The sequence below is a fragment of the Euzebyales bacterium genome, assembly GCA_036374135.1.
In the GTDB taxonomy this organism is placed as follows: Bacteria; Actinomycetota; Nitriliruptoria; order Euzebyales; family JAHELV01; genus JAHELV01.
Genome location: DASUUK010000106.1, coordinates 1 through 12,638, shown reverse-complemented (window position 1 = coordinate 12,638; position 12,638 = coordinate 1). Strand labels below are relative to the sequence as shown.

Below are 12,638 nucleotides of genomic sequence, written 5' to 3'. Positions count from 1 at the left end.
GACCTTCCCGGTCGACCTCCACCTGCCGGCGTGCGCCCACCGCGGGGGCCGGCGTGCTGATCCTCGGCATCGAGACGTCGACCATGCGGTCCAGCGTCTGTCTGGGCACCGAGCGCGGGCTGCTCGCGTCCGCCACGCTCGGGCGCGGCCGCGCGCACGCAGAGTTCCTGACGCCGGCGATCGCGTTCTGTCTGCAGCAGGGCGATGTGAGCCTGTCGAGCGTCGCGGGCATCGCAGTCGGGTTGGGGCCCGGCCTGTTCACGGGGATGCGCGTGGGCATCGCGACCGCACAGACCATCGCCCACGCGCGGCACCTGCCGGTCGTCGGCCTCAACGCGCTGGACCTGCTGGCGTTCCCCGTCCGCTGGGTGCACCCCGACCGGCTGATCTGCGCGGTGATCGACGCCCGCCGGTCGGAGCTGTTCTGGGCGTTCTACCGACCGTCGGCGGGCGGTGTCCAGCGTGTGACCGACCTGCGGGTCGGGCCCGCGGGCAAGCTGGCGGGTGAGATCGAGGCGGTGCGTGAGGACGTCCTGTGCGTCGGGGACGGTGCGGTCGCCGAGGCGTCGCTGCTCGAATCGGTCGGCGCGGCGGTCGCCTCCCACGGCAGCGCGCACCCGTCCGCATCGGCGCTGGTCGAGCTGGCGCTGCCCCGGTTCCTCCGCGAGGAGACGCAACAGCCCGACGACCTGCGGCCGATCTACGTGCGCAAGGCCGACGCGCGCATCTCGTGGCAGAACCGCGGGGCACTGTTCGGTGGTCGTCCGGGGCCGTCAACGTGACGGCCGCCTCGGTCAGGTCGGTGGCCGGCCGTGTGAGCGGGGCGGTGGTGATCGTGCCGCTGGTGGCAGCACACCTCGAGCAGGTGCTCGAGATCGAGGAGCGCACCGCGACGACGGCGTGGTCGCGTGCGATCTTCGAGCGTGAGCTGGCCGAGCACGCGTCGCGCTGCTACCTGGCAGCGGTGCAGCCCGCGCTGCGCAGGCCGGTCGTGGTCGGCTACGGCGGCATGCAGTTGCAGGTCGACGAGGCCCACATCACCACGCTGACGGTGGACGGGTGGGCGCGTCGCCGCGGTATCGGCAGCAGGTTGCTGGTCGAGCTGCTGCGCGAGGCCCGCGCCCGTGGAGCCGCGTCCGCGACGCTGGAGGTGCGCACGGACAACGCCGCCGCGCGCGCGTTGTACGCGTCGTTCGGCTTCCGCCCGGTAGGCATCCGGCCCCGGTACTACGACGGTCGCGACGACGCGCTGATCATGTGGGCGCACGACGTCGGCGGTGCTGACTTCGGCCGGTTGCTGCGCGCCCGGGCCGACCGGGGTGCCCGGCCGCGAGATCACCACGTCGGAGGTGCATGATGGTTTCCGCCTGCGGCGGTCCCCGGCCGCGGGAAACGGACCGAGCGTGTGAGGTGCGTGACTGACGTGTTGGTCCTGGGCATCGAGACATCATGTGACGAGACCGCGGCCGCGCTCGTCGCCGACGGCGTGACCGTGCGTGCCAACGTCATCGGGTCGCAGATCGAACGGCACCGACCGTTCGGCGGCGTCGTGCCCGAGATCGCGGCGCGTGCGCACGTCGACCTGCTGCTGCCGACCCTGGACCGGGCGCTGGTCGAGGGCGGTGCCACCTACCGCGACATCGAGGGCATCGCGGTCACAGCGGGGCCCGGTCTGATCGGCTCGCTACTGGTCGGGGTCGCGGCGGCCAAGGCACTGGCGCTGGCCTACGACACACCGCTGATCGGCGTCAACCACCTGGAGGGTCACGTGTGTGCGGCGCAGCTCGAGTTCGGGCTGCTCGAGCCTCCGCTGGTCGCGCTCATCATGAGTGGCGGCCACACGAGCCTGGTCCTCGGGGACGCCGACGGCGGTCTGACGACGCTGGGCGCCACGCTGGATGACGCGGCCGGCGAGGCGTTCGACAAGATCGCGCGGTTCATCGGCCTGCCGTATCCCGGCGGTCCCGAGATCGACCGGCTGGCGCAGGACGGCGATCCGGACGCCATCGGGTTCCCCCGCGCGCTGCTGCACGACGGGACGTACGACTTCTCGATGTCGGGGCTGAAGACCGCGGTCATCCGCGAGCTCCGGCGGCGCCAGGCGGCCGGTGAGGAGCTGCCGCTGGCGGACATCGCCGCGTCCTTCCAGGAGGCGCTGGTCGACGTCGCGGTGCGCAAGACCGTCGCGGCCGCAACGGACCATGACGTGGGCCAGGTCCTGCTTGCCGGCGGCGTCGCGGCGAACTCGCGACTGCGCGAGCGGATGGCTGAGGCGTGCGCGGCGGCAGATCTTCGGTTCCTCGCCCCGTCGCCGTCGCTGTGCACCGATAATGGAGCGATGATCGCCGCCGCCGGATGGAACCGACTCTGCAAGGGGGAGCGGTCACCACTCGATCTCGCCGCCGATCCGAGCCTGTCGCTGCAGGGCTGGGGCTCGAGATGATGGCCCGGTCCGCGGCGTGTGCCCGGATCTTCGACCGACCCACCACGGACTGGGCCATCAACCCTCGCCATCGCGCAGTGTCGTGCGCCTTCGGCACGCCCAGCGGTAGGCGCACGTCCCGCGCCTCAAGGAGCGTCAGCGGTAGGCGCACGTCCCGTGCCTCAAGGAGCGTCAGCGGTAGGCACACATCATGACGCTGGCTGCCTCACCGGGCGGGCAGGCGGTGCGGTTGCCCCGCGACGGTGTCGCGCGTCTGACCGTGTGCCTCGAGACCGACTTCGGCCGCACGTCGGACACCGCCGAGGGTACGTACGCGCACCAGTTCCTGCTCGAGGCGCTCGATCGTGGCGAGCACCACTCCATGACCGTGTGGCCCTCCCCGGACGATCCGCGGGGCGTGTGCCACATCGGCGCCGGCGGCCTGGTGGTTCCGGGCGGCCTGCCCGAGGCGGCGACACCGCTGGCCTCCGCGGTCCGGGGATCCGGGTGGCGGGTGCTCGTCGGCGATCTGACGATCGGCGACGCGATCGTGGACGGAGCCGCGTCGGGCATGTTCCGTCGGCGTCCCTACGCGCGTGAGCAGCGCCTCATGGTCGCCGACCGCCCGTCGGCGCTGCCGACCGGTGACACGGTGCTGCGGCGCGCGGCCGCCGATGATGTCGACGTGCTGACGGAGTTCGCGGCCGGTCTGCACGTGGAGGACCAGATGGGTCCGCCGCTGTCGCGCGGCGGGCGGTCGTCTGTGCGTCAGCGCGTCGCCGGCAGCGTGCGCCGCGGATCGAGCTGGGTGCTGGAGTCCGACGGCGGCGTGGTCGCCAAGTTCGACGTGTCGATCGAGAGCCGCCGTCGTGGTGCGCAGCTCGCCGGTGTCTACGTCGACCGGCGATGGCGCGGCCAGGGCCTCGCGCGGCGGGGGATCGCCGCACTGACCGCGCAGTTGCTCGAGTCGGGCATGCCGTGCGTGACGCTGCACGTGCGGGCCGACAACGTCGCCGCGATCCGCGCGTACGAGGCGGCCGGGTTCGTCCAGCGCCGACGGTGGCTGCTGGCGCTCCGGTAGGCGTGACCCGCACGACGACGGACCGTACCGGTCTCCGCGGGCCGCGGCGGTCGCTACTGCCTGGGCTGGTGGATCAGGCCCTCATCCTCGAGGCGCTCGACGAGCTCGTCGGGCTCGGTGCCATAGATGACCGAGAGCGCGCGCAGGTCCTCGCCACGGATTGTCAGCACGTTGCCGTTGTAGTCGCCGCGTTGCATCTGGATGGTGTGGGCGAACCGGGAGACTGGCTTGAGGTCGGGATCGAGTGCATCGCTGGCGAGCTGGCGCAGGTCCAGCATGACCTTGGCGCTCGCCGAGCCGTTGCCGGCACCGGCCAGCTCCTCCTTCGGCAGCAGCTCGGACACCGGCACGTTGTAGAAGTCGCTCAGCTCCGCGAGCTTCGCGACTGACACCGCCCGGTCACCGCGCTCGTAGGAGCCGACGACCACGGCCTTCCAGCGGCCCTCCGACATCTCCTCGACCTGCTGCAGGGTCAGCCCCTGCTGCTGACGGATCGCCCGCAGGCGCGCTCCGAGGCGCTTCTGGTATTCGTTGGTTACCAACCGTGTCCTCCTCGGGCGCGTCAGCCCCCCGACGACAACCGTGATATGGCCGCGCGGCGGGCACTTCAGGCCGCCCGGTCCTGTAGTGCCGAAGGATAACACGTCCTTACGGATAGTGAAGACGTGTGCCCCATGTACTCTCGGAGGAGGCACTGGTGTACGCCGTGTAGTCGCGGTGCGGCGCCTGATACGAAGTTGAGCGTGGTGCGCGCAGGTTTAGGCCCACGGGGGTCGGGGAGACTTGCACTCGGCGCGGGATGTTGCTAACGTTCTGTTTGGCACTCACCTCATTCGAGTGCCAGCACATCCCGGCAGCAGCCACTCGGCTGCACGTCCAACCACACCGACGTTCGTGGCTGGTGTCGCGCCAGCTCGCAGAAGCACAAGGAGGACGCATGGCGACCGCAACAAAGGTTGCGCTCAAGCCACTGGAGGACCGCGTGGTCGTTACGGCCAACGAGGCCGAGCAGACCACCGCCAGCGGTCTGGTGATCCCGGACACCGCCAAGGAGAAGCCGCAGCAGGGCACGGTCATCGCCGTGGGCCCCGGCCGCATCTCCGACCAGGGCGAGCGCATCGCACTGGACATCAAGGAGGGCGACACCGTCGTGTACTCCAAGTACGGCGGCACCGAGATCAAGATCGGTGGCGAGGAGTACCTGATCCTGTCGGCCCGCGACATCCTCGCCAAGGTCGAGTAGCAGCGCCTACCACACGCACGCACCACCCAAGCGCGCCAGGAGGCACATCACACATGGCAAAGCAACTGAAGTTCCACGAGGACGCCCGTCGCAAGCTCGAGACCGGCGTCAACAAGCTGGCCGACGCGGTCAAGGTCACCCTCGGGCCCAAGGGCCGCAACGTGGTCCTGGAGAAGAAGTGGGGCTCCCCCACCATCACCAAGGACGGCGTGACGGTCGCTCGCGACATCGAGCTGGAGGACGCCTACGAGAACATGGGCGCCCAGCTGGCGAAGGAGGTCGCGACCAAGACCAACGACGTCGCCGGTGACGGCACCACGACCGCGACGGTGCTGGCCCAGGCGATGGTCCGCGAGGGGCTGCGCAACGTGGCGGCCGGCGCGAACCCGATGCTGCTCAAGCGGGGCATCGACCAGGCTGTCGAGCGCGTCGTCGAGGCCATCGCGCAGAACGCGCGTGACATCGAGACGCAGGACGAGATCGCGCACGTCGCGTCGATCTCGGCCAACAACGACGCCGACATCGGACGGGTCATCGCCGAGGCGATGGACAAGGTCGGCAAGGACGGCGTGATCACCGTCGAGGAGAGCCAGACCTTCGGACTCGAGCTCGACTTCGTCGAGGGCATGCAGTTCGACAAGGGCTACATCTCGCCGTACATGGTGACCGACACCGAGCGGATGGAGGCGGTCTTCGAGGACCCCTACATCCTGATCGCCAACCAGAAGATCAGCGCGGTGGCGGACCTGCTGCCCGTGCTCGAGAAGGTCATGCAGGCCGGCCGCCCGCTGATCATCGTGGCCGAGGACCTCGAGGGCGAGGCCCTGGCGACGCTGGTCGTCAACAAGATCCGCGGGACGTTCCAGTCCGCTGCGGTCAAGGCGCCCGGGTTCGGTGACCGCCGCAAGGCCATGCTGCAGGACATCGCGATCCTGACCGGTGGCCAGGTCATCTCCGAGGACGTCGGCCTGAAGCTGGACGGTGTCACGCTGGACCTGCTGGGTCGTGCCCGCAAGGTGACCATCACCAAGGACAACACGACCATCGTCGAGGGCTCCGGTGCCGACGACGACATCCAGGGCCGCATCCGCCAGATCAAGAACGAGATCGAGAACACCGACTCGGACTGGGACCGCGAGAAGCTCCAGGAGCGCCTCGCGAAGCTTTCCGGCGGCGTCGCGGTCGTCAAGGTCGGCGCTGCGACCGAGGTCGAGCTCAAGGAGAAGAAGCACCGCATCGAGGACGCGCTGTCCGCGACGCGGGCCGCGGTCGAGGAGGGCATCGTCGCCGGCGGTGGCGTGTCCCTGCTGCAGGCCGGGAGCGCGCTCGAGAAGCTCGACCTCGAGGGCGACCAGCGGACCGGCGCCGACATCGTGCGCAAGTCGCTGTCGTCCCCGCTGTACTGGATCGCCGCGAACGCCGGCTACGAGGGCAGCGTCGTGGTCGAGAAGGTCCGCGGCCTGAACCCTGGAGAGGGCCTCAACGCCCTGACCGGCGAGTACGGTGACATGCTGCGGTTCGGTGTCCCCGACCCGGCGAAGGTCACCCGGTCGGCGCTGCAGAACGCCGCGAGCATCGCCAGTCTGCTGCTGACCACCGAGACCATCATCGCCGACAAGCCCGAGCCGAAGGACGACGCCGCCGGTGGCGGTCACGAACACGGCATGGGCGACATGGGAGGCATGGGCTTCTAGTCCAGCCCCGCACAGCACCACACGAACACGGAACGGGCGGCCGCATCGGCCGCCCGTTCCGCTGCGTGCGCGGGGCCGCTCCCACCGCTGCGCGCGCCCACGGAGCTGACCCCTGGGTTCGCCCGATCCGGTGCTCCGGGCGGCCATCCGTCTGAGTTACCATGGCGCGCACGGCGGTGCCCGCTCCGCCGGCGTTCTGTAGCCCTGCACGAGGAGCCGCATCATCGGGTCGATCGACAACGACGCGGCGATGACCGGCGACGGCGCGCACGCGGATCAACAGGCATCGGTGACGAATCCCGATGACCTGCTCGTCGCCGCTGTCGAGCTCGTGGCCGACACCGTCGACGCGAGTGCACCGCGTGCGATGCGCAAGCGGCTGCTGTCAGGGCTCGTCGACGACCTCGGCATGGAGGCGGCCATGCTGTGGGCGCCACTGGAGCGGGACGAAGGGCTCGCGCTGCTCGACAACGTTGGTCTGTCGGGTGAGCTGACCGAGCTGCTGGCCGCGTGGCCCGCGGAGTCCACGGCGGACCGGATCGCGCGCTCGGTCCCGCGGCCCGCCGACGGCCTCGCCGTCAGCCACGCACCTGTGCCCGGCCTGAAGCAGACGCTGTACGTCATGGCGCTGCCCGAACCTGCCACCGAGCTGCTGGGCGTGCTGGCGCGTCGGCCCATCGACGCTGCGTTCACCCGGCTGCTCGCAGCCCTCGGACGCGCCTACGCGTCGGCGGTGCGCCACGTGGCGCTGCTACAGGACAACCAACGCATCGTCGACTCCCTGGTCGACGACCTGCGACCAGGCGACGTGCTGCTGCCCGACGGGTACGCGGTCGGCCACCTGTACCGGTCGGCCACGGCGAACGTGGCCATCGGCGGTGATCTGTACGACTGGTTCTGCACGGACCGCGGGGACCTCGGTGTCGCGATCGGGGACGTGTCCGGCAAGGGGATGCAGGCCGCCAGCCGTGCTGCGATGGCGGTGCACTCGCTGCGCGCCCTGGCGCTGCCCGGCGCCGCGCCGCACGTCATGGCGCAGATGCTCAACACCATCGTCGGCGGGCAGTCCGACGCCGAGAGCTTCGTCACCCTGATCTACCTGCGGATCGAGCCCGACACCGCCAGGACCGAGTTCGTGCTCGCCGGGCATCCGCCGCCGGTCCTGTTGCGCGGCACGTCGGCCGAGGTCGTCGACGCGCCGGCCGACCTGCCTCTCGGCATCGACGGCACGGGCACCTTCGCCGTCCACCAGATGCAGTTGGAACCCGGTGACAGGGTCGTGCTCTACACGGACGGCGTCACTGAGGCCCGCTCGGCCGAGGACGGGTCGCTGCTCGGTGTGACCGGCCTGACCGCCCTGCTGCGGGACGCCGTCGGCCGCACGCCGCAGGAGGTCGCGGACGCCGTCTGGGCGGGCGTCCAGGCGTTCACCGGCGGTGACACGACCGATGACTGCGCCGTGCTGGTGCTCGGCCGCGACTGACCGGTCAGCGTCGGTAGCGGCGCAGCCAGTCGACGAACGACGTGAGGCCCTGCTCCATCGTCACCTGTGGGGTGAAGCCGACGTGGTGGGCCAGTGCTTGGACGTCGGCGTGCGTCGCCCGTACCTCGCCGGCCTGCTCGTCGCCGTGCCGTCGGATCGCGGTCCGTCCGGTGATGCGTTCCAGCAGGTCGATCAGATGTGACACCGTCGTCGGTCGGCCACGGCCGACGTTGAACACCCGCGCCGGGGCCCGATCCACATCCTGTGTGGCCGCTGCTGCACGCGCCACCCGTACGATCGACTCGACGACGTCGTCGACGTACGTGAAGTCGCGGCGCGCGTCGCCCGCGCCGTGGACGGTCAGCGGGCGGCCGTCGAGCATGGCTTCGGCGAACCGGTAGTACGCCATGTCCGGACGCCCCCAGGCCCCGTAGACGGTGAACAGGCGCAGCCCCGTCGTCCGCAGACCGTACGCGTCGCCGTACGCGTGGGCCAGCAACTCCTCGGCGCGTTTGGTCGCCGCATACACACTGGCAGGACGGGCTGCCGGGTCGCCTTCGTCGAACGGGGTGCGCGCCGAGCTGCCGTACACCGAGCTCGACGATGCGTACACCAGATGACGTACGTCGTGCCGGCGGCAGTGCTCGATGACGTTGGTGAAGCCGACCACGTTCGTGGCGGCGTAGCCGACGGGGTCGCGCAGCGACGCCCTGACCCCCGTACGGGCCGCGAGATGGACGACGTGGGTGGGCCGGTGGCGCTCGAACATGTGCGTCAGCGTCGCCTCGTCAGCGATGTCGGCCTTGGCGAACACGAACGCTGGGTCGTCGATCAACTGCGCGAGACGATCGTGCGTCAGGAGCGGGTCGTAGGTGTGGCTGAGGTCGTCGATGCCCACGACCGACTGCCCGTCGGTCAGCAGCCGGGACGTGAGGTGGTACCCGATGAACCCGGCGGCGCCCGTGACCAACCAGGTGGTCACGGCTGGCGCCGCCGCGCACTGGTACGCCGGCCGTGGCGCGGGTGCTGGTCCGGCGCGCGGTCACGAGGCCCGGTCGTCGTTCTCAGCGAACCACGGCAGGGTGCGTTCCAGGCCGTCGCGCAGCGAGATCGCCGGTTCCCAGTCGAGCACCTTGCGCGCCAGCGCGATGTCGGGGCGGCGCACGGTCGGATCGTCGATCGGGCGCGGATGGAACGCGATGCCCGGATGGTTGCCCACCACGTCCTGGATCATCTCGGCGAGCTCGAGGATCGTGTGTTCCTCCGGGTTGCCGATGTTGACGGGGCCGACCTCGTCGGACACCAGCAGCCGCAGCAGGCCCTCGACCTCGTCGTCGACGTAGCACAGCGACCGCGTCTGCGAACCGTCGCCGTGCACCGGCAGCGGTTCGTTGCGCAGCGCGGCGGCGAAGAACGCCGGCACGGCGCGACCGTCCTCGACGCGCATCCTGGGGCCGTAGGTGTTGTGCGCCATGACACCGGAACCGGCCCAGAAGTTCTCGCGTCCGGGAACGCAGAAGTCGTAGACGATGTCGGTTGCCGGGATCTCCTGGATGGCGGTCACGCGCGCCCAGACCAGATCGCCGTGTCGGCGCGCGTTCAGCCGTTGCGTGGTACCGTCCGCCCACCCCAACGGACTCCACGGATCGACGTTGCACACGGTCAGGCGCCAGAACGGGTACCGGCGGTCTCCGGTGCGCTGGCGAGCCGTGGTCTCGAACCGGCCCACCGACGGCACGATGCCGTACCTTGCGAGCGCGACGATCAGGTCATCCTTCAGCCGGGTGGATGTCGTCGAGAACTCATGGCGTTGTTGCTGGATCTTGGATCCGGAGTGGACGCCGTCGCCTTCGCGGTAGCCCTCCAAGAACCAGGCGAGTCGCTCGAGCGGTAGCCCGAGGATCCAGCCCGGCATCGCCTTGTCGTCGGTAGGGAAGTCCAGGTGCTCGAGCAGACACAGCAGCAGCTCGGCGTGGACGAAGATGGCGGCAGGTCGGTCGTCCGAGCCGACGGCGTCGACGACGTGAAGGTTCAGATCCCGTTCAAACACCTTGCGTGCGCGCCCGCGCAGGTCGGCGTCATTGCCGGGGATCGTCACGCAGGCATTCTTGCCGCGCTTGCGGTACAAGGCACCTGCGGCCGTGTACAGACCGAGCAGCCAGAGGAACTCATCGGTGACGGCGACACGCGACGGCATCAGCGCACGCGTCCCGCCCCCGGCGAGTCGGACGTACGCGTCCGCCGGAATCGGCATGCTCAGGTGCTCCAGGGCACCGAGCGGCGCCTCGTCCTGCTTGCGCCACCGGTTGACGGTGTTCCAGCACTGCTGCCGCGGTCGTCCGCGACTGACCAGTGCGGGCGCGAGCTCGTGGCGGCGCGCGAACACCGCGTCACCGATTCCTGGCGCGCGAACCATCAGATCCCACGGATCGCGCCCAGCGGATCGCCACATCTGGGTCATGTCGACCCCGGTGCGGTCCCGTGCGGGGACCTCGACCCGGGAGGCGATCGCGATGTGGTCACCGACCCGCAGCTCATCGACCGTGCGCGCGACGGGGCGGCCGTCAGAACCCTCTGCGAACAAGCTGTGATCGCCGGTCACGCGTATGCTGCGGCCGTAGCGGGTCCGGACCTCGTAGCAGCGCGCACCGGTCGGATGGCCCTCGAGCGCGATGGCTTCGGAGGCCGCCACAGTGCCGTCAGCATCGAACGCCGGCACCGCATACCCAACGAGGTCGACACGATCGCCAACGCGTGAGGCCAGGGCGCCGATCGGCTCACGTCGCAAAGCGGTGCCGTCGTCGTAGAGCACCTGCTCGTCGGCGAGGATCGAGTTGAAGATCCTCGCGATGCGGACCTTGACGCCGTGCTCGCGGTGGTAGGCCAGCGCCATCGCCTCGGCGAACCGCTTCGCCTCGTCGTACACGCCGCGCGGGCCGATGGGGTTGACGTTGCCCCAGTAGTCCTCGGGCTGGGGGGAGACCCGCGGGTCGCCGTACACCTCGGAGGTCGAGGCGAGCAGCAGACGTGCGTCCTTCGCACGCGCCAGCCCGAGTGCCTTGTGCGTGCCCAGGGATCCGACCTTCAGCGTCTGGATCGGCCACCGCAGGTAGTCGATCGGCGACGCGGGCGACGCGAAGTGCAGGATCGCATCGACGTCGCCCGGCACGTGAAGGAAGTCCGTGACGTCGTAGTACACCAGCCGCAGTGCCCCGCCACCGATCAGGTGGTCGAGGTTGCTCTTGCGTCCGGTGATGAAGTTGTCGATGGCAGTGACGTGTGCGCCGAGGGTCAGCAACCGCTCGCACAGGTGTGAGCCCAGGAAGCCGGCCGCGCCGAGCACGACCACACGACTGCCGCGAAGACCATGCACGTCCATCTGGAGCTCCCGCCGTCGGGTCCCGCAAGATTGCGGTGCAAGGGTACCGGGCCGCTACGCTTGCGTGATCCGTCGAGGTCGACACTGCGAGGTCTGCGTGCCCCTGTTCCCCAGCGCCGAGTGGATGCACGCGTTCTGCCGGCAGGTGACCATGCACCCCCGCGCCACAGAAGCGGCCGCCAACCTCGGCGGCGGGTACCGCTTCGTCATTGACCCGGCCGGCCCGCTGCGGGAGCGCCAGACCTATGCCATGGTCCTGGGCGTCGAGCAGGGCCAGGCTCGCGCGGAGCGGGTCGACGTGATCCACACTCCACGCGTGACGGTGCAGACCGACTACCATCACTGGCGGCAACTGCTCGAGGGGCGGCTGGACATCGGCCCGGCGATCCTGTTCCGACGCCTGCGCGTCGGCGGGGACATGGCCGCACTGGTCGGTTCGAGCGGCGACGTCGACGTCCTGGTCGACGCGTTGCGCGGGGTCGACACGGTGTGGCTGGATGCCGTGCGGTGAAGCGGCGCACTGGAGGGCGCCGGTGGGCAGCACGGCCCTCGTCGTGGCGCAGCCCGCGCGACGCGGATCGGCGCGGCGAGGCATCATGAGCACCTGTCGTGTCGGCCGCAGCCGGGTCGACGAAAGATCCACACATGCGACGTGACGACACTGCGCTGACCGCCACCATCCCCGACGATCGGCGCGACCACCCCCAACGACACCGTGAGCCGCGCGTGGGTCGCGCCGTGCTCATCTTCGCCCTCGTCGTGATCGTCGAGTTCATCGTGGTGCTCGGCATTGCGGCGTGGGCGCTGGCCGGTGCGAGGACCGAGCTCGTCGAGGGCCGCCGACATGCTGCCGACGGTCGGCAGGCGCTCGAGCGCTTCGACCTCGTCGCCGCGCAGGAGTCCTTCGTGGCCGCGCAGCAGCGGTTCGCAGCAGGACGTGCCGGTCTGGACAACCCTGCGGTGGGCGTGCTCAAGATCATCCCGTTCATCGGCCCCAACCTGCGGACGACCCAGGCGTTGGCGGTGTCCGGGGATCTGGTGGCGGCGTCCGCATCGGACGTGCTCGCCGAGATCAACAGCCAGCCTCGCGGGCTGGCGGCGTACGTGCCCTCCGGCGGCCGGTTCCCGGTCCGGCAGATCGCCGATCTCGGCGCGGTCGCAGCGTCGGCCCAGCAGCAGCTCGCCGACGCCGTGTCGACGGTCGACGCCGCACCGCGCGATGGCCTCGTGGGGCCGGTCGCCGACGCGCGTCAACAGTTCGAGGAGCAGGTCGTCTACGCCCGCGACATGGTCGGGACAGCCGCGCAGGCCAGCCGCGCGCTGTCGTCGTTCCTCG

12 protein-coding genes are annotated in these 12,638 nt (G+C 70.3%); 9 read left to right on the top strand and 3 right to left on the bottom strand.

Features of this window, described 5'->3' with window-relative positions; genetic code table 11:
* Positions 1 to 53: 53 nt before the first annotated feature.
* The 4 genes from tsaB to VFZ70_17220 all read left to right on the top strand — a co-directional run bounded on the left by tsaB (position 54) and on the right by VFZ70_17220 (position 3,503).
* Positions 54 to 782: a tRNA (adenosine(37)-N6)-threonylcarbamoyltransferase complex dimerization subunit type 1 TsaB gene (gene tsaB / locus VFZ70_17235; GenBank protein ID HEX6257557.1), complete on the top strand. Its 729-nt coding sequence runs from the start codon at positions 54 to 56 to the stop codon at positions 780 to 782.
* A gap of 32 nt (positions 783 to 814) precedes the next feature.
* Positions 815 to 1,357, top strand: coding sequence for a ribosomal protein S18-alanine N-acetyltransferase (gene rimI / locus VFZ70_17230; GenBank protein HEX6257556.1), 543 nt, complete (start codon positions 815 to 817; stop codon positions 1,355 to 1,357).
* A 57-nt stretch (positions 1,358 to 1,414) separates the two neighbouring features.
* The gene (gene tsaD, locus VFZ70_17225; protein ID HEX6257555.1) at positions 1,415 to 2,443 is read left to right on the top strand and encodes a tRNA (adenosine(37)-N6)-threonylcarbamoyltransferase complex transferase subunit TsaD; all 1,029 of its coding nucleotides are present in this window, start codon (positions 1,415 to 1,417) and stop codon (positions 2,441 to 2,443) included.
* A 190-nt stretch (positions 2,444 to 2,633) separates the two neighbouring features.
* Positions 2,634 to 3,503: a GNAT family N-acetyltransferase gene (locus VFZ70_17220; GenBank protein HEX6257554.1), complete on the top strand. Its 870-nt coding sequence runs from the start codon at positions 2,634 to 2,636 to the stop codon at positions 3,501 to 3,503.
* A 53-nt stretch (positions 3,504 to 3,556) separates the two neighbouring features.
* Here the strand turns inward: VFZ70_17220 and VFZ70_17215 are convergent, their stop codons facing one another.
* Entirely contained in the window at positions 3,557 to 4,045 is a 489-nt protein-coding gene (locus VFZ70_17215; protein HEX6257553.1) for a transcriptional regulator, read from the bottom strand.
* Positions 4,046 to 4,440: 395 nt separating this feature from the next.
* Here VFZ70_17215 and groES point away from each other — a divergent pair, with 395 nt between their 5' ends.
* The 3 genes from groES (at position 4,441) to VFZ70_17200 (ending at position 7,923) form a co-directional block, all read left to right on the top strand.
* A complete protein-coding gene (gene groES / locus VFZ70_17210) occupies positions 4,441 to 4,746 on the top strand; it encodes a co-chaperone GroES (protein HEX6257552.1) in 306 nt (101 codons plus the stop codon).
* 53 nt (positions 4,747 to 4,799) lie between these two features.
* Positions 4,800 to 6,440 carry a chaperonin GroEL gene (groL, locus tag VFZ70_17205; protein HEX6257551.1) on the top strand — a complete coding sequence of 547 codons (1,641 nt, stop codon included), beginning with the start codon at positions 4,800 to 4,802 and terminating at the stop codon, positions 6,438 to 6,440.
* 250 nt (positions 6,441 to 6,690) lie between these two features.
* On the top strand, positions 6,691 to 7,923 hold the full coding sequence (locus VFZ70_17200; protein HEX6257550.1) for a PP2C family protein-serine/threonine phosphatase: 1,233 nt from the start codon (positions 6,691 to 6,693) through the stop codon (positions 7,921 to 7,923).
* Positions 7,924 to 7,927: 4 nt separating this feature from the next.
* Here the strand turns inward: VFZ70_17200 and VFZ70_17195 are convergent, their stop codons facing one another.
* On the bottom strand, positions 7,928 to 8,905 hold the full coding sequence (locus VFZ70_17195) for an NAD-dependent epimerase/dehydratase family protein (protein HEX6257549.1): 978 nt from the start codon (positions 8,903 to 8,905) through the stop codon (positions 7,928 to 7,930).
* A gap of 60 nt (positions 8,906 to 8,965) precedes the next feature.
* Entirely contained in the window at positions 8,966 to 11,302 is a 2,337-nt protein-coding gene (locus VFZ70_17190) for an NAD-dependent epimerase/dehydratase family protein (GenBank protein HEX6257548.1), read from the bottom strand.
* 97 nt (positions 11,303 to 11,399) lie between these two features.
* Here VFZ70_17190 and VFZ70_17185 point away from each other — a divergent pair, with 97 nt between their 5' ends.
* Positions 11,400 to 11,813, top strand: a complete 414-nt coding sequence (locus VFZ70_17185; protein ID HEX6257547.1) for an SCP2 sterol-binding domain-containing protein — start codon at positions 11,400 to 11,402, stop codon at positions 11,811 to 11,813.
* Between the two features lie 134 nt (positions 11,814 to 11,947).
* The coding region (locus VFZ70_17180; protein HEX6257546.1) for a hypothetical protein at positions 11,948 to 12,638 on the top strand (691 nt) is incomplete at its 3' end.